The sequence below is a fragment of the Nocardia sp. NPDC059240 genome (assembly GCF_042753865.1).
Taxonomy (GTDB): Bacteria; Actinomycetota; Actinomycetes; order Mycobacteriales; family Mycobacteriaceae; genus Nocardia.
In genome coordinates this window covers 75,868-95,512 of sequence record NZ_JBHZAC010000007.1, presented here as the reverse complement: position 1 = coordinate 95,512, position 19,645 = coordinate 75,868, and the positions used below count along the sequence as shown (strand labels likewise).

General features: G+C 68.1%; 18 protein-coding genes. 8 read left to right on the top strand and 10 right to left on the bottom strand.

All coding sequences use genetic code 11. The features are described from left to right. Positions 1–95 precede the first annotated feature (95 nt). Positions 96–1,088, bottom strand: coding sequence for an alpha/beta hydrolase (locus ACFXHA_RS25475; RefSeq protein ID WP_379360886.1), 993 nt, complete (start codon positions 1,086–1,088; stop codon positions 96–98). Between the two features lie 245 nt (positions 1,089–1,333). Here ACFXHA_RS25475 and ACFXHA_RS25470 point away from each other — a divergent pair, with 245 nt between their 5' ends. Further along, positions 1,334–1,459, top strand: coding sequence for a hypothetical protein (locus ACFXHA_RS25470; protein WP_379360884.1), 126 nt, complete (start codon positions 1,334–1,336; stop codon positions 1,457–1,459). 115 nt (positions 1,460–1,574) lie between these two features. Here ACFXHA_RS25470 and ACFXHA_RS25465 read toward each other — a convergent pair whose 3' ends face one another. From ACFXHA_RS25465 to ACFXHA_RS25455, 3 genes are read right to left on the bottom strand one after another with little or no spacing between them, the layout of a single operon-like run. Beyond that, positions 1,575–1,706: a hypothetical protein gene (locus ACFXHA_RS25465; RefSeq protein WP_379360882.1), complete on the bottom strand. Its 132-nt coding sequence runs from the start codon at positions 1,704–1,706 to the stop codon at positions 1,575–1,577. Then, on the bottom strand, positions 1,703–2,614 hold the full coding sequence (locus ACFXHA_RS25460; RefSeq protein ID WP_379360880.1) for an alpha/beta fold hydrolase: 912 nt from the start codon (positions 2,612–2,614) through the stop codon (positions 1,703–1,705). Before ACFXHA_RS25460 ends, ACFXHA_RS25465 begins: the two co-directional genes overlap by 4 nt. Continuing rightward, positions 2,614–3,042, bottom strand: a complete 429-nt coding sequence (locus tag ACFXHA_RS25455; protein WP_379360878.1) for a hypothetical protein — start codon at positions 3,040–3,042, stop codon at positions 2,614–2,616. Before ACFXHA_RS25455 ends, ACFXHA_RS25460 begins: the two co-directional genes overlap by 1 nt. A gap of 132 nt (positions 3,043–3,174) precedes the next feature. On the opposite strand from ACFXHA_RS25455, the gene ACFXHA_RS25450 reads away from it, so the two are divergent. Both ACFXHA_RS25450 and ACFXHA_RS25445 read left to right on the top strand, forming a co-directional pair. Beyond that, a complete protein-coding gene (locus ACFXHA_RS25450) occupies positions 3,175–5,886 on the top strand; it encodes an AAA family ATPase (RefSeq protein ID WP_379360876.1) in 2,712 nt (903 codons plus the stop codon). A gap of 63 nt (positions 5,887–5,949) precedes the next feature. Beyond that, the gene (locus tag ACFXHA_RS25445; protein WP_379360874.1) at positions 5,950–7,005 is read left to right on the top strand and encodes an alpha/beta fold hydrolase; all 1,056 of its coding nucleotides are present in this window, start codon (positions 5,950–5,952) and stop codon (positions 7,003–7,005) included. A gap of 52 nt (positions 7,006–7,057) precedes the next feature. On the opposite strand, the gene ACFXHA_RS25440 is transcribed toward ACFXHA_RS25445, so the two are convergent. The 5 genes from ACFXHA_RS25440 to ACFXHA_RS25420 form a co-directional block, all read right to left on the bottom strand. After that, positions 7,058–8,653 carry an ABC-F family ATP-binding cassette domain-containing protein gene (locus ACFXHA_RS25440; RefSeq protein WP_379360872.1) on the bottom strand — a complete coding sequence of 532 codons (1,596 nt, stop codon included), beginning with the start codon at positions 8,651–8,653 and terminating at the stop codon, positions 7,058–7,060. 160 nt (positions 8,654–8,813) lie between these two features. Next, positions 8,814–10,256 carry an aldehyde dehydrogenase gene (locus ACFXHA_RS25435; protein ID WP_379360870.1) on the bottom strand — a complete coding sequence of 481 codons (1,443 nt, stop codon included), beginning with the start codon at positions 10,254–10,256 and terminating at the stop codon, positions 8,814–8,816. A 100-nt stretch (positions 10,257–10,356) separates the two neighbouring features. Further along, entirely contained in the window at positions 10,357–11,802 is a 1,446-nt protein-coding gene (locus tag ACFXHA_RS25430; RefSeq protein WP_379360868.1) for a dihydrolipoyl dehydrogenase family protein, read from the bottom strand. Positions 11,803–11,821: 19 nt separating this feature from the next. Then, positions 11,822–12,268: a VOC family protein gene (locus tag ACFXHA_RS25425; protein WP_379360866.1), complete on the bottom strand. Its 447-nt coding sequence runs from the start codon at positions 12,266–12,268 to the stop codon at positions 11,822–11,824. A 29-nt stretch (positions 12,269–12,297) separates the two neighbouring features. After that, positions 12,298–13,146, bottom strand: coding sequence for an alpha/beta fold hydrolase (locus ACFXHA_RS25420; RefSeq protein ID WP_379360864.1), 849 nt, complete (start codon positions 13,144–13,146; stop codon positions 12,298–12,300). A gap of 189 nt (positions 13,147–13,335) precedes the next feature. Here ACFXHA_RS25420 and ACFXHA_RS25415 point away from each other — a divergent pair, with 189 nt between their 5' ends. The 4 genes from ACFXHA_RS25415 (at position 13,336) to ACFXHA_RS25400 (ending at position 17,811) form a co-directional block, all read left to right on the top strand. Then, positions 13,336–14,856 (top strand): GMC family oxidoreductase, encoded by a 1,521-nt coding sequence (locus tag ACFXHA_RS25415; RefSeq protein ID WP_379360862.1) that lies wholly within the window; start codon positions 13,336–13,338, stop codon positions 14,854–14,856. Between the two features lie 13 nt (positions 14,857–14,869). Then, positions 14,870–16,483, top strand: a complete 1,614-nt coding sequence (locus ACFXHA_RS25410; RefSeq protein WP_379360860.1) for a tannase/feruloyl esterase family alpha/beta hydrolase — start codon at positions 14,870–14,872, stop codon at positions 16,481–16,483. Between the two features lie 67 nt (positions 16,484–16,550). Next, positions 16,551–17,252: a molybdopterin-dependent oxidoreductase gene (locus ACFXHA_RS25405; protein ID WP_379360858.1), complete on the top strand. Its 702-nt coding sequence runs from the start codon at positions 16,551–16,553 to the stop codon at positions 17,250–17,252. Continuing rightward, positions 17,239–17,811, top strand: coding sequence for a cytochrome b/b6 domain-containing protein (locus ACFXHA_RS25400; protein WP_379360856.1), 573 nt, complete (start codon positions 17,239–17,241; stop codon positions 17,809–17,811). Before ACFXHA_RS25405 ends, ACFXHA_RS25400 begins: the two co-directional genes overlap by 14 nt. Here the strand turns inward: ACFXHA_RS25400 and ACFXHA_RS25395 are convergent. After that, complete coding sequence (locus ACFXHA_RS25395) at positions 17,789–18,904, bottom strand: diguanylate cyclase (protein ID WP_379360854.1); 1,116 nt, start codon at positions 18,902–18,904, stop codon at positions 17,789–17,791. The genes ACFXHA_RS25400 and ACFXHA_RS25395 overlap by 23 nt on opposite strands. Before the next feature lie 245 nt (positions 18,905–19,149). Between ACFXHA_RS25395 and ACFXHA_RS25390 the strand changes: the two genes are divergently transcribed. After that, positions 19,150–19,641, top strand: a complete 492-nt coding sequence (locus ACFXHA_RS25390; protein ID WP_379360852.1) for a MarR family winged helix-turn-helix transcriptional regulator — start codon at positions 19,150–19,152, stop codon at positions 19,639–19,641. The last annotated feature ends 4 nt before the right edge of the window (positions 19,642–19,645 follow it).

The window sequence follows — 19,645 nt, the reverse complement described above, 5'->3', positions numbered from 1 at the left end:
CAGGATATCTCCCGCAATCACCGACCCCCGCCGATCACCTTGTCCGTGCAGGTCAACGCCCCATGACCGGTTGTCCGGTCCGGCCGGCGGAGGGGCTAGCTCGGCAGGCCGAGACCCGCAGCCAGAACCGGCCAGGACCGCTTCAGCTCGTCCTGCCAGTACCCCCAGGAGTGCGTGCCGGTGGGCTCGTAGTTGACGGTCGCCGGAATGCCGAGTTGATCGAGCCGAGTCGCCATGTTGTGGGTGCACCAGTTCACCGCCGCCTCGATCGTGCCACCGAGGATGTCCTGGTCGATCAGCGTCATCAGCTTGCCGTTGATGCGCGGATCGTTCAGGGTGTCGTACTGGCCGGGAATGCCGGTGCCGCTGGAGATATAGAGGTTCAGCCCACGCAGCTGATCGGCGTGCACGTAGGGATCGTTGGCCGCCCACATCGGATCGTCGGCCGGGCCGTACATATTGGAGGCGACGCCGCCGCCCGCGGCGACCACCGTCTTGACGAAGGCATTGCCGATCCGGTCGCTGATCTGAGCGCAGCCGCTGTAGGAGGCGACCGCGCGGTACAGGCCCGGGGCCGAGATCGGCAGTTGCAGAACCGAAGTCGCCGAGGCCGAGAGCCCGGCGATGGCATTGACCCCGTTGGCGCCCAGCATCCGGTTGATTACCGGCGGCAACTCCTGGGTGAGGAACGTCTGCCATTTGTTGACCCCGAGCTCGGGATCCTCGGCACGCCAGTCGGTGTAGTACGAGAACTTGCCGCCCACGGGCACTACGACATTCACGTTCTTGTCGGCCAGAAATCGCAGGGCATCGGTCTGCTGCTCCCAGGTGGCCGCATCCTCGCCGCCGCCCGCGCCGTTGAGCAGATACAACGTGGGCGCGGGCCGGGAAGTATCGGCGGCACGCTGAACATCCACCGTGACGTCCTTGTTCATTGCGGCGGAATGCACCTGCAGCCGCGTGCCGTGATCGCCGTCGGAGGTGGCCGCAGCCGGTTGACCGGCACCGACGAAGAACGGCACGAGCACCGACAGTGCGGCGGTCACGGCCAGCTTCGCGAGTACCGGCTGGGCCGAAAGGGATTTCAAGACCGAACAACTCCTCGGAAATACGGCAACGACATCATCGCCGGTGAAGCTATCAGCGAAAACGCCCGAAGATACTGCTCACCAAGGAACAATTAATGAAGTCCGAAGATTCAAAGAACAACCATGAGAACAGCTTTCGGAATAATTCAAACAACCTTAGAATCCAGTTCCGGAGTTGCTCGGGTCATTTCATGAAAGATAGTCTTCGATTGTTCATCAGAACAATTTCCATTCAAGGAGGAAAAATGCTCAGCGCTCTCATCGGTTCGTCCACCGCCACCTACCCCGCCGCCGTGTTGTCGACCGCCCTCGGCTCGGCGGCCGGCTGGGCCGGACTGGCGACCGGCCTGGGCGCACTGGCCAAGCCGTGACGCCCACCGCCTGAGCGCCTGCGGTCGAGCACCTCTGCAAACCGTCTCCAAAACGCTCGATCGTAGTGTCGGCCCGAATATCGGTCTATTCGACCGCTATTCGGGCCTTTTCGCGTCACCCCATGAGCTCTCGGAGGGTGGGGCCGCGGCCGTGCAGGACGGCGGTTTCCGACCAGATGAGCATGGCGATCGGGCCGCAGACGAAAAGCTCTGCGATCGGGGGACGTTGGGGATATTGCTGCTTCATCGCGAGAACCTTCGGGTCGAGTGAACGAAGTTGCGGACGGCATCGGTGAATAGTTCGGATTCCTCCAGATGACCGAGGTGGCCACTGTTTTCCAGGACGACGAGGCGCGAGCCGGGGATGAGGTCGTTCAGTTCCCGACCCCAGCGCGGGCCGCAGATGATGTCGAAGCGGCCCACGATGACGAGTGCGGGGACGGTGAGCTTCGGCAGGTCGGCGCGGTCGTCGATGAGCTCGGGAGTGCCGAGGGCGTCGAGTCCCGAGATGTAGGTGGCGCGCACCGCATCTCGTACCTGGGCCCAGCGCTTTTCGTCGCCCCAGTAGTCGGCGAAGTACGACGGCAGTACTCCTCGGGCGACAGCCAGGGTCTGTGCGTCGCTCGAAATATCTTGCATCGCACCGAATGCGGCGAGCACATCGGTCAGTTCGGGGCGGTCGGCGTGGGCGGCGGCGAACTCTTGCAGCCGTCGGGTGGCCTCCGCCCCGTGTTCGGGTCCGGTCACGGGCGCACCCTCGTAGAGGATGACGCCCGCGAGCCCGGCCGGGCGGTGGATCGCATGGTAGGCCGCCACGAACGCGCCGTGCGAGTGGCCGAGCAGGTACACCTCGGGGATGCCGAGGTGGTCGATGATCCGTTGCAGCGCAATGCTGTAGCGCTCGCGGGTGTAGCCGTGGGGATGGGTCGGCAGCCGGCCGGAGTCGCCGGTGCCGAGTGCTTCGACATACACCATGGTCAGGTGTTCTTCGAGCTCCGGTGAGCGCAGGTACTCCCAGTGGATGCCCGGGCCGCCGGGATGCGCGAGACAGACAGGGCCACTGCCGTATACGTGGTAGCGCTGGGTGACGCCGTCTGACTCGAAGGCGTGTACCCCATGCCTCAGCGCTTCGGAACTCTTGTGCGACTGGGCCATTACGCGACCTTCAGCGGAACGGCGAAGGACTTGCGCAGCGTGGACGGCCCGACCAGCGGCAGCAGTGCCGCCAGCAGCTTGCCCTTGAATGCCTGTGGGGTCCGGGTCAGTTCGACGTCGACCCGGCAACCGGGCAGGTCGGGCGTGATCTTGAAGACCCAGCCGCCGCCCGCGCCGAAGAGTTTGGAGTCCAGGGTGGTGACGGTGACGGTGTCGCCGGCCGGATCCCAGTCGTAGCGGGCGCGCTCCCAGGCGGCGGCGGTGCCCTCGGTGACCTCGGCCCAGTTCTCGCCGCGAGCGTGGACGACGAAGTGCTCGGCGTCGATGCTCGGCCAGGCTTCGGGGCGGGTCGGTCCGAAGTCGGTGAGCACGTGCAGGACTTCGGCGGGGGACAGGGTGGACATCAGGTGAAATGCAACGGTAGCCATGGGAAATACTTTTGCCGCCGGTGGCAGTGCGCCGAATCTGTCAGATGACGTTGTCTTGACGTAATCAAGTTTTCGGTAGGGTCACGACCGAGCCGGGATACCGTTTCGCGGCTCGGAGGAGGATCCCGCACCATGCCGTTGTTCGGACGCGATACCGAACTGAAAGACCTGGCCACGCTCGTGGACGGCCCCGGCGACCGGAGCGGCATCCTGATCGAGGGCGAACCTGGCATCGGGAAGTCGACACTCGTCGAGCAGACCGTCGCCGCCGCGGCCGCCGCGGGCCTGCGGGTGCTGCGGACCGCCGGGGTGGAGGCCGAGAGCAATCTGGTCTTCGCCGGACTGCATCAACTCCTGTACCCGCTGCGGCGCGAGTTCGATGCCCTGCCCGCGCGCCAATTCGAGGCGCTGACAACCGCTTTGGGCATGTCCGACAACACCGACGAGCCCAGCATCCACCTCGTCGGTCTCGCTGCTTTGACCCTGCTCGCCGACTCGGCCGCCGAGCGCGCGGTGCTGGTCGTCGCCGAGGACGCGCACTGGCTGGATATGGCCAGCGCCGAGGTGCTGGCCTTCGTCGCACGCCGCATCGACTCCGAACCCGTTGCGGTACTGGCCACCCTGCGGGATGCCACGACGTCACCGTTGCGCGACGCCGGACTGTCGCTCATGCGACTCGGTCCGCTCCCCGAGGGCGATGCGACCGCACTGCTCGACGCCCTCGCGCCGGGCCTGCCCGCCCAGCTCCGGCACCGGGTGCTCACCGAGGCGCACGGAAACCCGCTGGCACTGGCCGAACTGCCCACTGCTGCAGCCGATCTCGCCGACAACGCCCCCGCTTTGCCCTTGACCGAGCGGCTGGAGCGGGCCTTCTCGGCACGCGGCTCCGCACTGCCCGGACCGACCCGGTCCGCGCTGCTCGTCGCCGCCCTCAACGACGGCGACTCGGCCGCCGAAACACTCACCGCCACGGGGATGCTGCTGGAGTCCCCGGTGTCGTCCGAGGTGCTTGCGCCCGCCGTGACGGCCCGGCTGATCGGAATCGGTTCCGGCACGGTGACTTTCCGTCATCCGCTGGTCCGCTCCGCCCTGGTCGCGGCGGCCACCGCCGAGGAGCGCCGGCGCGCGCACCAGTCGCTCGCCGACACACTCGGCGATCTGCCCGATCGCCAGGTGTGGCATCGGGCGGCGGGCACCTCGGGCGCGGACGAGGACGTCGCCACGGCACTCGAGGCCGCGGCCGAACGGTCGCGCCATCGCGGCGGCGCGATCGCGGCGCTGGAACGGGCCGCGGCCCTGAGCGCCACACCCGTGCGGCGTGCGGATCGACTGCTGCGGGCGGCCGAGCTGGCCGTCGATTCCGGTCACGGCGAGTCGGTCGAGCGGCTGGTCGCCGCCGCGCGCACACTGCCGCTCACGGCCGAGCAGGAGGCCACGGCGAAGTGGGTGCTCAGCGGGCTCGAGGACGGTATGCGCGACAGTCCCGCGCACATCGGTGAACTCGCCGCGCTCGCCGCTTCCGTGGCCGCCGACGGCTTCCCCGATGCGGCATTGCGGATCCTGTGGGCCGCGTCCTCTCGGTGCTTCTGGTCGGAACCCGGACCCGAGATCCGCAGCGCGGTGCTCGCGGTCGCCGACACCTTCGGCATTCCCGACGGCGATCCGCCCAAGCTCGCGATCGACTCGATCGTGGCCCCGTTCGAACGCGGCGAAGAGGTCCTCGGCCACCTGCGGGTGCTGGCCGCGAGCACGGGTCGTGATACCGAAACCGATCACTTCCTCAGCAGCGCGGCCTATCAGGTCGGGGCCTTCGATCTGGCCGCGCATTTCGCCGGTGCGGCCGCGCCCGGATTCCGGTCCGCCGGGCAGCTGGGATTGCTGACCCGGGCGCTGGCCATCCAGGCCTGGAGCCTGGCCCGCCTCGGCGACCTCGCCGCCGCCGCGCCCATCGCGGCCGAGGCGGCGACCTTCGCCCTGGATACCGGGCAACCCTTCATGCATGCGACCGTCGTCGCGGTGCAGGCCGAAATCGCCGCGCTGCGTGGGGATTACGCGGAGGCCACCGCGCTCACGGCGGAGGCGGAACGGACCGGCCTGGCCGCCGGTGCGCGGCCGGTGCTGGCCACCGTGCAGCTCACCCGGGCGCTCACCGCGCTCGGCGAGGGCCGATTCGACGACGCCTACGCGGATCTGGCGCGCATCCACAATCCGCGCGACCCGGCGTATTCGCCTGCGCTGCGGGTCTGCTTCCTCACCGAACTCGCCGAGGCCGCGGTCCGCAGCGGGCGCGGCGATGACATGGTGGAACTGCTGAATGAACTGGAACCGGTGGCGGAGTCCACGTCGTCGCCCGCCCTGCACCACGGAATGCGGTATGCCCGTGCGGTTCTCGCCGGTGATTCGGCCGCCGAGTTGTTCGCCGCGGCCCTGGCGGCGGACCTCACCGGCTGGCCCGGCGAGCGTGGCCGCCTGCATCTGGCCTATGGCGAATGGCTGCGACGGCAGCGCCGGGTGGTGGAATCCCGCACCCATCTGCGCACGGCCCGAGAGATTTTCGACGCACTCGGTTTCACGGCGTGGAGTGAGCGGGCTCGCCTGGAACTGCGCAGCGCCGGTGAATCCAGCCCGAATCGCGACCCGGACGCCCGGGAGCGGCTCACCCCGCACGAGCTGAGCATCGCGCAGCTGGCGGCGCAGGGGCTGACCAATCGGGAGATCGGGCAGCGGCTGTACCTGTCGCATCGGACCGTCAGCACGCATCTGCATCGGATCTTCCCGAAGCTCGGGATCAGTTCGCGCGGAGACCTGGCGGCGCTGCTGCCCACCTTGGACGAAGCGAGCTGATCGACACCGATTACGTCATCCGACGCACGCGGCGCGGGGGGTGCGCTCCCTAGCGTCGACGGCATGAACATCAACCGACGCGGCCTGTTCGCCGGAATGCTGGCGGCCGGCGTGGCCGCGGCCTCCCTCACCGCCTGCTCCACGGACTCCGCCGGCGCACCCGCGACCACGACGCCCGCGAATACCGTTCCCGGCGCGGCCCTGCGGGCGGGATCCGGTGCCAACACCAGCCTGGGCCCGATCAAGAAGATCGACGCCGGCGTCCTCTCGGTCGCCTACGCCGAATTCGGCCCGGCCACCGGGCAGCCGGTCATCCTGCTGCACGGCTGGCCCTACGACGCCTACAGCTACGCCGATGTCGCGCCGCAGCTGGCCGCGTCCGGGTACCGGGTGCTGGTCCCGTTCCTGCGCGGCTACGGCGAAACCACCTTCTTGTCCGCGCAGACCGTGCGCAACGGCCAGCAGTCGGCCATCGCCCGCGACATCGTGGATTTCATGGACGCCCTGCACATCGACAAGGCGGTGCTCGGCGGATTCGATTGGGGCGCACGCACGGTCGACATCATCGCGGCGCTGTGGCCGCAGCGCGTCAAGGCCATGGTCGCGGTGAGCGGCTACATCATCACCCAGCAGGCCGCCCAGCAGCAGCCGCTGCCGCCCGAGGCCGAATTGGGCTGGTGGTACCAGTACTACTTCGCGACCGAACGCGGCCGCGTCGGCTACGACCGCAATCGGCACGACTTCAACAAGCTGATCTGGAAGCGGGCCTCCCCAGCCTGGAACTTCGATGACGCCACTTACGATCGCAGCGCGGCCGCCTTCGACAATCCCGACCAGGTGGACGTCGTCATCTCCAACTACCGGTGGCGCTTGAGCCTGGTCCCGGGCGAGCCGCAGTACGACGCGTACGAACAGCAGCTCGCGACCGGACCGGCGATTTCGGTGCCCGCCATCACGATCGGCAGCGACTTCGACGGAGCCGCCAAGGACGGGAAGGGGTACCGGAGCAAGTTCACCGGGAAGTACGAGCACCGCGTGCTCGACGGGATCGGGCACAACGTGCCGCAGGAAGCGCCGAAGCCGTTCGCGCAGGCGATCATCGACGCCGACCACCTCTGACAATGCCCTGATGCCGGGCCCGGCGAGACCGCCGGGCCCGGCATTCGGCCGTTTACAGGGAATCGCGCCGCCGCATACCGCCGTCGGCGTCGAGCTCGATCACGGTGTCGATGCCGATTCTGCGCAGGAACGAATAGTCATGGCTGACAACCAGTATCGCGCCGCGATAGTCGCCCAGCGCCTCCACCAGCTGATCGACGCTGCCGATATCGAGATTGTTGGTCGGTTCGTCGAGGATCAGCAGTTGCGCGGGCGGATCGGCGAACAGCAGACGCGCCAGCGAGACTCGGAATCGTTCACCGCCCGACAGCGTCGAGACCGGCCGTTCCACACTGCTGCCGCGGAGCAGTAGGCGGGCCAGTTGATTTCGGACCGTGCCGAGCGCGGTGCTGGTGGCCACGGCGTGCACATTGTCGAGCGCGCTGGCCTGCTCATCCAGATTGTCCAGGCGTTGCGGCAGATAGCCCACCCGGTCGGTGAGCAGCGTGCCGCGTTCCGGATGACGCCCGGCGAGCAGGTTCTCGATCAGCGTCGACTTGCCCGCGCCGTTGGGTCCGATCAGGGCGACGCGTTCCGGGCCCTGGATGACGATGCGCCGGTCACCGTCGCTCAGCTCCGCGATGCGGCGACTGCGCGGCACCTCCGGGTCGGGCAGTTCGAGATGGATGTGCTCCTCGCGCCGGACACGGGACGACGCGGCGTCCAGACTCTCCTGGGCGGCACGGACTTTCGCGTCCAGCGTGGTGCGCATGGTCCCGGCCGAACCCTGGGCCTTACTCGCCCGGTTGCCCGCGAGAATCCGCGGGATTCCCCCGTCCTTCTGGGTCGCGCGGGCGGTGCGCTCGCGTCTGGCGAGTTTGGTCTCGGCCTCGATGCGCTGTCGCTTCTCGACCTTCAACGCCTGTTCGGCGGACCGGGCCGCCTGCACGGCCGCCGCCTGTTCGTGTTCGACGTACTGTTTCCAGGCGCTGTAAGGCCCGCCGAACACTTCCAGGGTCGCGCCGTGCAGTTCGGCGGTGGCGTCCATGTGCTCGAGCAGTTCGAGATCGTGGCTCACCACGATGAGGGTGCCCGGCCACGAGTCCACGAATCCGGCCAGCTTGGTTCGGGTTTCGCGGTCGAGGTTGTTGGTGGGCTCATCGAGCAGGGTGATCGGCGTGCGCTGGATCCGCAGCCCGATGATCGCGACGAGGACGGCTTCACCGCCGGAGATCTCCCCGACTCGCCGGTCCAGATCGGCTGCGCTGAAACCGATTTCGTGCAGCGACTCGTCGGCGCGGGCCTCGATGTCCCAGTCGTCGCCGAGAGTCTCGAAGTGCTCCTCGGCGGCCTCGCCGGATTCGATCGCGCGCAGGGCCGCGAGTTTGCCTGCGATACCCAGTAATTGGGCAATGGTGGCCTCGCGGCCGAGAGTGAGCGTCTGCGGCAGATAGCCCACCGCGCCGGTGGTTTCGATGCGCCCGGACGTCGGCGTCAGCGCTCCGGCGATCAGCCGCAACAGCGTGGATTTACCGGCGCCGTTGCGGCCGACCAGACCGGTGCGCCCGGTGCTCAACGTGCCGTTGAGCCCGGACAGCGCGACGGTGCCGTCGGGCCATTCGAAGGACAGCTGCTGCAGGGTGATGGCAGCGGACATGGATATAGACATGGGTCGTCGACTCTTTTCCTGCTCGTGAATGAGCGGGCCGCACGTGATTGGGAACGTCGCGGAGCCGGACGAAGGCAAAATGGGGAAAGCGCCGCCTTCGACCGGGCGGCTAGATTCTGTCGACTTCCTCCATGAGCACGTGACCACCCTAGCAGCGGTATCAGACGGTGATCGTCTGATATTCGGTGTACTGGCCCAGGCCGACGGCCCCGTATTCGCGGCCGATGCCGCTGGCCTTGAACCCGCCGAAGGGACCGTCGAATCCGACCGGCGCACCGTTGACGGTGACCGTGCCGGTCCGGATGCGGCGGGCGACGGCCAGCGCCGCGGCCTCGTCCGCCGACCAGACGCCGCCGGAGAGTCCGTAGTCGGAGTCGTTGGCAATGCGGATCGCATCGTCGATATCGTCGTAGGCGAGGACGACCAGGACGGGACCGAAGATCTCCTCCCGCGCGATGCGCATATCCGGTGTCACGTCAGCGAAAACCGTTGGTGTGACGTAGAAACCGTCGCGCAGGCCGGGCGGCAGCTGCGGGCCGCCGCACACCAGGCGCGCGCCTTCGGCGAGACCGATCTCGATATAGTCGCGGACCCGCTGCTGCTGATCGCCGCGGACCATCGGCCCGATGAAGGTGCCGGGGTCGCGGGGGTCGCCGACCGGCAGCGACTCGACCAGGGCAGCCAGCGCCGCGACGACCTCCTCGTAGCGGGAGCGCGGGGCGAGGATTCGGGTTTGGGCAATGCAGGATTCGCCATTGTTCAGCAGCGCACCGAATTTCAGGCCGTTCATCACCGCGGTCAGATCGGCGTCCGGCAGGATCACGGCCGCCGATTTGCCGCCGAGCTCGAGGCTGACCCGCTTGAGCTGTTCGCCCGCGAGCGCCGCGATCCGGCGTCCGGCCGCGGTCGAACCGGTGAAGGCGATCTTGTCGACCAGCGGATGCGCGATCAGATGCTCGCTCGTCTCCCGTTCCGCGGGCAGCACGCTGAGCACCCCGTCCGGCAGACCGATCCGATCCACCAGCTCGGCCAGCAGGCCCATGCTCAGCGAATTCTCCGGAGACACCTTCAGCACCACCGAGTTTCCGGTGAGCAGAGCCGGCAGGATCTTCGAGGTCGCGGACGAGAACGGCGAATTCCACGGGATCACCGCGGCCACCACGCCGACCGGTTCGCGCCGAACCACGCTGCGCACGTGCGTATCCGGGTCCGACGGGGTGAGGGTGCGTTCCCAGTCGAAGTGCTCGGCCGCGGTGAGATAGGCGTTCGCCTGCCGGGTCAGACCGGCCTGGCCGGCCCTGGTGAACCAGGCGGCCGAACCGTTCTCGGCGGTGATGAGCTCCGCGATCCGCTCGGCTTGCTCCTCGCGCAGCTTGTTGAACCGGCGCAGCACCGCGATGCGTTCGGCGGGCTCGGTGTCGCGCCACTCGCGGCTCTCGAAGCTCGCGTGCGCCGCTGTCACCGCGCGATCGACATCCGCGGGCTGGGCTTGCGCGGCCTGCCCGAGGAGCGATCCATCGTGCGGCGAGAGGATCTCCAGCAGCGCCGGTTCGCTGGGTTCGGTCCAGTAACCACCGACGTAGAGCCGGTCGTAAGTGATCATTCGCCTGCTCCCGCCGGATCGGTCGGCTCACATGTGGTCGTCGTCATGGCTCCGACGCTAGGTACCCGCGCACGCGGGCCGCGAGCGTCGGATGACGTAATCACCGACGCTGATCCCGATACGTCTCCAGCAGTCGCAACCACACCTCGCTGATGGTCGGGAACGAGGGCACCGCGTGCCACAGCCGGTCCACGGGGATCTCGCCGGTGATGGCGAGGGTGGCCGAATGCAGTAGTTCGGCCACGCCCGCACCGGCGAAGGTGGCCCCGACAATCACCCGGCGCTCGGGATCGATGAGGATGCGCGCCTGCCCGCGATAGTCCGGATCATGCTGCAGCGCACCGGCGACCCGGCCGATCTCGTAGTCGACGACATCCACCGAGCGGCCCGCCCGCGCCGCGTCCTCGGTGGTGAGGCCGACCGCGGCGATCTCCGGATCGGTGAACACGACCTGCGGGACGGCGTGCAGATCGGCGGTTCCGGCGTGCGGCCCCCACGGGGCGGGGTCGAGCTCCCCGCCGGACGCCCGGGTGACGATGACCGCGCCCGCGATCCGCGCCTGATACTTGCCCTGATGGGTGAGCAACGCGCGATGGTTGACATCGCCTACGGCATACAGCCATTCGCCTTCGACCGCGGTCACGGTGAAGGTGTCGTCGGTGGTCAGCCACTCCCCCGACGTCAAACCGACGGTCTCCAGGCCGATGTCGTCGGTGCGGGGTGCGCGCCCGGTCGCGAGCAGTAGTTCGTCGACGATGATGCGGCTGCCGTCGTGCAGGGTCAGATGCAGGCCGTCATCGGGTCCGCCGGCCCGTTCGGCACTCGAAATGCCGGAGTCGAAGCGCAATTCGACGCCGGCCGCGCGGAGTCGCTCCGCCACCAGATCGGCGGCGAAAGGTTCGACCCGGGTGAGCAGTCGCGGCTCCCGTGCGATGAGCACCACCTCGGAGCCGAGAGCCCGCCAGGCCGTGGCCATTTCGACCGCGACCACGCCCGCGCCCAGGATGGCGAGCCGGCCCGGAACCTCGGCGGCGCTGGTGGCTTCGCGACTGGTCCACGGCCGCACCGCATCCAGACCCGGCGGCAGCGCGGCGCGCGTGCCGGTGCAGACGGCGACCGCGTGCCGGGCGTGCAGGCGCACGATCCCGCCGTCGGGTGTTTCGACCGTGACCTGCCGGACGCCGTCGAGTCGGCCGTGACCCCGAATCAGTGCGATACCGGCGGATTCGAGCCATTCGACCTGGCCCTGGTCGTTCCAATCGGCGACCATGCGATCGCGGTGTTTCAGGACCGCACCGGCATCGAGCGGCCCGGTCACCGCGCTCGCGACGCCGGGGAAGCGCGCGGCCTCGCCGTAGAGCAGGGCGGGCCGCAGCAGTGCCTTACTGGGTTCGCAAGCCCAGTAGGAGCATTCGCCGCCGACCAGTTCGGATTCGATGATGACGGCGCTGAGTCCGGCGGCGGCGGCGCGGTCGGCGACATTCTCGCCGACCGGCCCGGCCCCGAGCACGATGACGTCGTAGGTCTGGATGTTCGCGTCAGACATGGGGATGCTTTCGGTGCGGTCAGCGGCCGGGAGCGCGCTGAGTGATTTCCTGCAGGAACCAGCCGTTGCCATCCGGATCGTGGAACGCGGCGAAGGAACCATAGCTGCGCCGCTCCGGGTGGACGCCCGCGACGCGTCCGATGGTTCCGGCGTGATGGAAGACGCCGGTAGCATCCCGGAACGGACCCTCCACGGCCACACCGCGTTCGGTGAGTTCGGCGACGGCTTGCTCGATGTCGGTGACGATGAGATGCAGGCCGTCCAGCAACCCGGGTGCGGCGGCGGTGACTCCCGTGCCGAAGATGAGCGAGCAGGCGGAGCCCGGCGGGGTCACCTGGATCACGCGGTAGCCGTCGTCGACGGTGAAGTCGGCGTCGAGCCGGAATCCGAGCCGGTCGACGTAGAACGCCTTCGCGCGATCGACATCCGTGACGGGCAGCACGACGACTTCCAGTTTCATATCCATGATCGGGTTCTCCTGTAGTGGTGGGGGTTTCAGTGCGCGGCCGCGGCGGCCTGCTCGATGACCTTGGCGACTACATCCGGATGCGAGACGGCGACCGAATGCGAGGCGTCGACCTCGGTGACCTGCGCGTGGGCGCGCTGGGCCATGAACCGCTGCGCTTCGACCGGGATGTTCAGGTCCTTGGTGGTGACGATGTCCCAGCTGGGCTTCTCGGTCCAGGCCGCGACCGTGGCCTTCTCCTCGAGCGCGGACTGCGCGATCGGTCGCTGTGCCGCGGCGGCCAGGGCGGCGCGATCCGCAGGGACGTCGGCGGCGAACTGCGCGGGGAACTTGTCCTGCTGGATGTAGAGGTCGGTGCCGGCGCTGCCGTCGGAATTGGTGAACGGCACCGGATTCAAGGTGCCGGGCAGCGTGGAGCCCGGGAACTTGTTGGTCAGCTCGAGCGCGGTCTCACCGGGCGCGGGCAGGAACGCGGCCACGTAGACGAGGCCCTTGACCTTGTCGTTCCCGGCCGCCGCGGCGCTGATGACGGAGCCGCCGTAGGAATGTCCGACCAGGATGACGGGTCCGTCGATGTGGCTGATCACGCTGCGCAGCGCGGCCGCGTCACTCCCGGGTCCGCGCAGCGGATCGGCCGCCGCCACTACGGGATACCGGTCCTTGCTCAGCTTCGCGATCACGTCGTTCCAGCTGGAGCCGTCGGCGAAGGCGCCGTGCTCGAGCACGATGGTCGGGCGGGGCGCGTCCTCGTCGGGACCGGCGTGGGTGACGGTGTTCGCGGAGCAGGCGACGGCGAGGCTCAGGCCCGCGACACCGGCCACGATCGCCGCAGCGGCCCGGGTTACGCGACGCTTGCGGCCATATCCATTGTCGACCATGGGATTTCGTCCTTCTTGCAGGTGGAAGCGGGTGGTGTGCTTCCACTGTCGTCGCCGGGGTCCCGGTGGCACATCCGTCAGGTGACGGTGGCGGCGACGTACGTACCCCTGCGGCGTCGATGACCTACGTCGTGATCACCGTCGACTGACGGATGCCTGGGTCACCGGCCCGCCGCCAGGGTGGTGTCCATGAATCACAAGCCTTCATCCGAGGTCTACGACTTCGTCATCGTCGGGGGCGGCAGCGCGGGCTGCGTACTCGCCGCCCGCCTCACCGAGGACACGAACGTCCGGGTGCTGCTCCTGGAGGCCGGGGATGCGGCGCTGCCCGAGGCGGTCACGCATCCGCCGGCCTGGCCGACGCTCGCCAACTCCCCGGCCGGGTGGGGTGATCGCACCGTGCCGCAGTCGTTTTCGGGAACACCGGTGCCGCTGCCGCGCGGCAAGGGATTGGGCGGATCCTCGGCCATCAATGCCATGGTGTTCGCTCGCGGGCATCACAGCTCGTACGACGGGTGGAATGTCCACGGCGCCAAGGGCTGGACCTACGACGATCTGCTGCCCTATTTCCAGCGCAGCGAAACCGCCGTGCACGGCGCACCCGGCCGCGGCACCGCTGGACCGTTGACCGTCGGCCCCACCACCGAGCCCAATGAGATTCTGCGGGCCTGCCTGGCCGGTGCGATCGAGGTCGGATTCCCGCGCGCCACCGACATCAGCGGCGGACTCGAGGACGGGTTCGCGCCGGTCGACCTCAATATCGTTGCAGGGCAACGGCAGAGCGCCGCCGACGCCTACCTCGCACCCGCGCTGGCTCGACCGAACCTCACCGTCATCACCAGTGCGCTCGCGCACCGGCTACTCATCGAGGGTCAGCACTGCACCGGTGTCGAGTACCGCGTGGCCGGTGAAATCCACCGCGCCACCGCCACTTCCGAGGTAGTCCTGACCGCCGGGACCATCGGCAGCGCACAACTGCTGCTCTGCTCGGGCATCGGACCGGAATCGGTGCTGCGGGACGCCGATGTCGAGGTGGTGCACCCGCTCCCGGGCGTGGGCCGCAATCTGCACGATCATCCCCGGGTCAATCTGGTGCACAGTTCCCGGCGACTGGTGCCCACACCCCGGGCCAATCACGGCGAGATCATCGGCCTGCTGCGCAGCGACCCGGACCTGCCAGGACCGGACGTGCAGATCATCTTCATCGACATCCCGCTCCCCAATCCCGTTGCGGCGGTGCCGAACGGCTTCACCATCGGCGTCTCACCGATGCTTCCGCGGAGCCGGGGCTCGCTGCGGATCACCTCGGCCGATCCTGCGGTGCCGCCGTTGCTAGACCCCGAATACTTCACGGCCACAGCGGATGTCGAGGCCGTGCTGACCGGCATCGAGGCCGCCCGCGAGATCGCGGCGTCGTCAGCCCTCGCCGGATGGGGCATCACCGAGGTTGCCCCCAGCCTCGACGTCACCGACGAATCCGCGCTCGCCGACTACGCCCGAAGCAATTTCGGCTCCTACTGCCATCCCGTCGGCACCTGCGCCATGGGCGAGGACGAGTCCTCCGTGGTGGATTCCCAACTGCGAGTGCACGGCCTGACGGGTCTGCGCATCGCCGACGCCTCGGTCATCCCCTCCATCCCGTCCGCCAACACCAACGCGACGGTCTACGCCATCGCCGAACGCGCCGCCGACCTGCTGCGCCGTTCCTAACTCAGGAGAGATCATGAATCGACGAATTCTGGCAATCGCCGCCGCGGGTGTCACGCTGGCCGGTGCCGCCACCGTGTACGCACTGGTGGACAGGTCCGATGATGCAACCACCTCGAACGCGAATGCGTTCAACTGCAACACCTTCCAGCTTCCGGCACCCGCCGGAGCCACCGTGGAATCGCTGACCGCGACCGCCGTCCCCGCGGCGACCTTCCAGGTGCCCGGTACCCCGCCGCTGGGCGGGTACCCCGTGCCCGATGTGCCCGCGCACTGCGAGGTGACGGTCACGCTGAGCCATCCCGGCGCGAATGACCATGCCAAGGTGCAGGTTTGGCTGCCGGAGTCCGGGTGGAACGGCCGGTTCCAGGCGGTCGGCGGCGCGGCCTATGCCGCGGGGAACATCGGCGGGGTGGCGGCGGCCGTCAAACAGGGTTATGCGGTCGGAACCACCGACGCGGGCGTGGATACCAGTGGGCTGAACAGCAGTTGGGCGCTGGACTCGAGCGGGCGGATCAATACCGCACTGCTGGAGAACTTCTCGTCCCGCTCGGTGCACGAGCTGGCGGTCGTTGGCAAGCAGGTTGTCAATGATGTGTACGGGCATGCCGCGTCCTACGCCTATTGGAACGGCTGCTCCACCGGCGGGCGACAGGGCTACATGGAGGCCCAGAAGTATCCGACCGACTTCAACGGCATCAATGCCGACGCCCCGGCCATCAACTGGAATCAGTTCGAGGTCGCCACGCTGTGGCCGCAGGTGGTGATGAAGGAGGCGCACACCTATCCGACCGCGTGCGAGTTCAATGCCTTCAACCAGGCCGCGGTCAAGGTGTGCGACCCGCAGGACGGTGTCGCCGACGGTCTGATCAGTGACCCGAGCCGTTGCAACTTCGACCCGCGCAGCCTGATCGGGACCAAGGTCGCCTGCGACGGCAAGGAATACACGATCAGCGAGGCCGATGCCGAAGTGGTGCGCAAGATCTGGGACGGCCCGCGCGACGGCAACGGCCGGCGGCTCTGGTACGGCCTGCCGATCGGGGCCGACTTCAGCAACCTGACCGCCAGCACCACCGGACCCGACGGCGTCACCGTGGGCTCGCCGTTCCCCGTCCCCGCCCAGTGGGTCGCCAACTTCGTGCAGAAGCAGCCCGCCTTCGACACCGCGAACATCACCTACGCGCAGTTCGATCAGATCTTCCAGCAGGCCCGCACCGAGCTCGACGCGAGCATCGGCACCGCCGACCCGAACCTGTCGGCGTTCCGCGACGCGGGCGGCAAGCTCATCACCTGGCAGGGCGACGCCGACCAGCTCATCCCCACCGCAGGCACCGTCGACTACCGCAACCGCGTGGACGCGCAGCTGGGCGGCAGCGCCAAGGTGGACGACTTCTACCGCGTCTTCCTGGCACCGGGCGTCGCGCACTGCGCCCTCACCGGCAGCAACGACCTGACCGCCCTGACCGCGTGGGTCGAGCACGGCCAGGCCCCGGATGTCCTGCGCGCCGACCTGACCACAGCCACCGGTCAGACCGTCTCGCGCGATATCTGCCGACTGCCGTTCGTCTCCCGCTACAACGGCGACGGCGACCCGGCCTCCCCGGCCAGCTTCCACTGCGTCGCACCCTGACCGACCGGGCCCGCCCTCACCCCGAGGGCGGGCCCGAACCCGTATCCCAGACGAAAGGAGCGGAACCATGCCCGAAGCCGACAATCGTCGCGACGGCGCACCCCTCGCTCGGCGCACACTGCTGGGCATGCTCGGTGTCGGCGCGGCGGGGCTGGTCACAGCGCCGTTCGTACAGTCCGGCTGGGAAGGCTTGCTGGCCAAGGCTTCCCAGAGCGATCCGACCGGTCTCACCGGCCTGCTGCCGAACCCGGACGGGTTCCGCTACTACAGCGTCGTCCGCTCGGTTCCCCGCAAGGGCGAGACCGACTACGCGCTGACCATCGACGGCCTGGTGGACCGGCCGCGCACCTACACGCTCGCCGACCTGCGCGCCTTCCCGCAGACCCGGGTCGTCCACGATGTGCAGTGCACCGACGGCTGGCGCGTCGAGAAGGTGCCCTTCGACGGCGTGAAACTGTCCGACCTGCTCGACGACGCCGGAGTCGGCGCGGGCGGTACCGCCTTGCGGTTCAACTGTTTCGACGGCGCGTACACCGAGAGCCTCACCCTCGACCAGGCCCGCCGCTCCGACGTGATGGTGGCCCTGCAGATGCAGGACGCGCCGATCACGCACGAGCACGGCGGCCCGGTCCGGCTCTACGTCGCGCCGATGTACTTCTACAAGTCCCCCAAATGGCTCTCAGGCATATCGATCACCAGCCGGGTCATCCCCGGCTACTGGGAGGAACGCGGCTACGATGTGGACGGCTGGCTCGATGACAGGCATTGACTCGACCGGCATTCGACCGCACAGTGTTCGGCGATTCAGCAAAGCCGAGCGCCTGGTCCACCGCACCACCGCAATACTGATGCTGCTGTGCGTGACGACCGCGGCCTTCCTCTATATAGGGCCACTGGCTCAACTGGTAGGCCAACGAAACCTGGTGGCGACCGTCCACGAGTTCTCCGGTGTCCTGCTCCCCGTGCCGGTCCTCCTCGGATTGTTCTCCCCGGCCTTCCGCGCCGACCTCGGCAGCCTGAACCGCTCGAGCGGCAAATTCAATGTCGGGCAACAGCTCTACGCGGGCTGGATCGCCGGCACCGTCCTGGTGATGCTGTGCACGGGTCTGCTGATGTGGTTCATCCACCTACTCCCCGCCATCTCCCGAACCAGCGCGATCTTCGTGCACGACGTCCTCGCCTGGGCCATCGTGGCCGTCCTGCTCGGCCACATCCGCAAGGCGTCCGAGGATCCGGAGGCGCGACGCGGCATGCGAACCGGCTACGTCGACCGATCCTGGGCGGACCGCCAGCATCCCCGCTGGCTCACCGGACCGCCGAATCGGTGACCGGCACGGGTGATTCGGCCACGGGTGATTCGGCAATGACGATGGCATTGCCGCCCTGCTGTTTCGCTCGGTACATGGCGCTGTCGGCGGCGCAGAGGGTGCGGCGCACCAGCTCATCGGGGCGGCCCGGATCGGTCGCGGCGGGAAACGGGGCGAGGCCGATGCTGACGGTCACGGCGATCGATCCGATCGGCTCGGCGACCGCGCGGCGTAGGCGGTCGGCGATGTCGAGGGCCGGTTCCACCGGAAGACGGACGATGATCGCGAATTCCTCACCGCCGAAACGGGAGACGATGCTGTCGGTGGGCGCGGCGGTGCGCAGTCGGTCGGCGGTGGCGACCAGCACCTCGTCGCCGACCGAATGCCCGAAGGTGTCGTTGACCGCCTTGAAGCGGTCGAGGTCGATCATCATGACGCAGGCCGGGTCCGGCTCGGGTCGCGAGAACCAGATCGCCGAGTAGTAGTCGAGACCGCGTCGGCTCAGCAGTCCCGTCAACGGATCCGAGAGCATCTCGCGCCGCAGCAGCGAATAACAGAGCTGCAATCCGGGCGGCACGATGACCGCCGCCACCATACCCAGGATCATGATCACCGCCGAGGTGATGTCACCACCGCGCACCAGCGGCATCGCCAGCAGCACGGCCGCCGACAGCGACCATACCGTCTGCGCGGCAAGCACTTTCGGACTGTGCAGCGCACTCACATAGATACCGATGATCAACAGCATCATCATGCCGACCGCACGCACCACATAGCCCGGACTCAACGCGCATACGGCGGTGACACAGATATCGGCGGTTCCGGTCAACAGCAGCGACTCGGTCTCCCCCGGGAACGGCCGCAACCACCACCGCGCACACCACGCCACCCCGGCCCCCACCAGGAACCACAGCGCCACCCGCACCACCGAATCCGTCGGCCGTGCGGGTGACAACAGAATCAGCACCGCGATGATCGGGGCGGCCAAGCCGCACAAGCCGACCGCGGCCTTCAACCCGCCGAGCGCAGACCGAGCGGCTATCGCATCGACCACCCACCGGTAGTCGACGTCTTCATCCCACCACTCACGAACCAACCGCAGATCAACGAGCACGCCCAGCCCCTTCGGCGCGGAACGAAACCTCCTGCTATCGATCACATCCGCCCACACCAGCTCCGGCCGGAAACCGAAGTCTACTCGGGAGTAATTACCGCATCCGCCGAATCGTGAGCCCGGTCACAGCGGCAACTCGATGCACGCCGAAACCTGGCCCGTAGCAACCCTCCTGGCGCATATGTATAGTTGGCACCAGCAAGTAGTTGTATGTGCTAATTAAACGGTTCGTAAAGGAATTGATCATGGCGGCCGCAGCCCGTGATCTCAGTGCCACAACGGAACTCGAGGATGCCGACCTGGTCGGCACCGAGCTGGTCCGACTGCTCCGGGCAGTCGGGCGGGCGAAGCATCGGGTCATCAAGCACGGACCGGAAGGTCTGGAACAGCTGGCGTACGCCATGCTGTTCTGCCTCGTGCACGACGGCCCGCAGCGCACCGGGAAACTCGCGGAAACACTGCACGCCGAGATTTCGACCATCAGTCGACAGACCCGCAATCTGGTGGGGCACGGGCTCGTTGAGCGCGGAGCCGACCCCATCGACGGCCGCGCGTGCATCCTGCGCGCGACGCCCGAAGGTGAGCGGATCTTCACGGAGAACCGCAGGCTACGCAATCTGTGGCTGGCCCAGCTGCTCGACGATTGGTCATCGACCGATCGGGAGACGCTGACCCGGTTGCTGGAACGCCTGGCCCGCGACATCGAGAAATCAACCGCAGCAACCGAGACGAAATAAGGCT

Excerpts from the sequence above, each read along its gene's own strand:
- ACFXHA_RS25470 (WP_379360884.1), top strand. The coding sequence starts at position 1,334 with ATGCTCAGCGCTCTCATCGGTTCGTCCACCGCCACCTACCCCGCCGCC.
- ACFXHA_RS25465 (WP_379360882.1), bottom strand. The coding sequence starts at position 1,706 with ATGAAGCAGCAATATCCCCAACGTCCCCCGATCGCAGAGCTTTTCGTC.
- ACFXHA_RS25460 (WP_379360880.1), bottom strand. The coding sequence starts at position 2,614 with ATGGCCCAGTCGCACAAGAGTTCCGAAGCGCTGAGGCATGGGGTACAC.
- ACFXHA_RS25455 (WP_379360878.1), bottom strand. The coding sequence starts at position 3,042 with ATGGCTACCGTTGCATTTCACCTGATGTCCACCCTGTCCCCCGCCGAA.
- ACFXHA_RS25450 (WP_379360876.1), top strand. The coding sequence starts at position 3,175 with ATGCCGTTGTTCGGACGCGATACCGAACTGAAAGACCTGGCCACGCTC.
- ACFXHA_RS25445 (WP_379360874.1), top strand. The coding sequence starts at position 5,950 with ATGAACATCAACCGACGCGGCCTGTTCGCCGGAATGCTGGCGGCCGGC.
- ACFXHA_RS25440 (WP_379360872.1), bottom strand. The coding sequence starts at position 8,653 with ATGTCTATATCCATGTCCGCTGCCATCACCCTGCAGCAGCTGTCCTTC.
- ACFXHA_RS25435 (WP_379360870.1), bottom strand. The coding sequence starts at position 10,256 with ATGATCACTTACGACCGGCTCTACGTCGGTGGTTACTGGACCGAACCC.
- ACFXHA_RS25430 (WP_379360868.1), bottom strand. The coding sequence starts at position 11,802 with ATGTCTGACGCGAACATCCAGACCTACGACGTCATCGTGCTCGGGGCC.
- ACFXHA_RS25425 (WP_379360866.1), bottom strand. The coding sequence starts at position 12,268 with ATGGATATGAAACTGGAAGTCGTCGTGCTGCCCGTCACGGATGTCGAT.
- ACFXHA_RS25420 (WP_379360864.1), bottom strand. The coding sequence starts at position 13,146 with ATGGTCGACAATGGATATGGCCGCAAGCGTCGCGTAACCCGGGCCGCT.
- ACFXHA_RS25415 (WP_379360862.1), top strand. The coding sequence starts at position 13,336 with ATGAATCACAAGCCTTCATCCGAGGTCTACGACTTCGTCATCGTCGGG.
- ACFXHA_RS25410 (WP_379360860.1), top strand. The coding sequence starts at position 14,870 with ATGAATCGACGAATTCTGGCAATCGCCGCCGCGGGTGTCACGCTGGCC.
- ACFXHA_RS25405 (WP_379360858.1), top strand. The coding sequence starts at position 16,551 with ATGCCCGAAGCCGACAATCGTCGCGACGGCGCACCCCTCGCTCGGCGC.
- ACFXHA_RS25400 (WP_379360856.1), top strand. The coding sequence starts at position 17,239 with ATGACAGGCATTGACTCGACCGGCATTCGACCGCACAGTGTTCGGCGA.
- ACFXHA_RS25390 (WP_379360852.1), top strand. The coding sequence starts at position 19,150 with ATGGCGGCCGCAGCCCGTGATCTCAGTGCCACAACGGAACTCGAGGAT.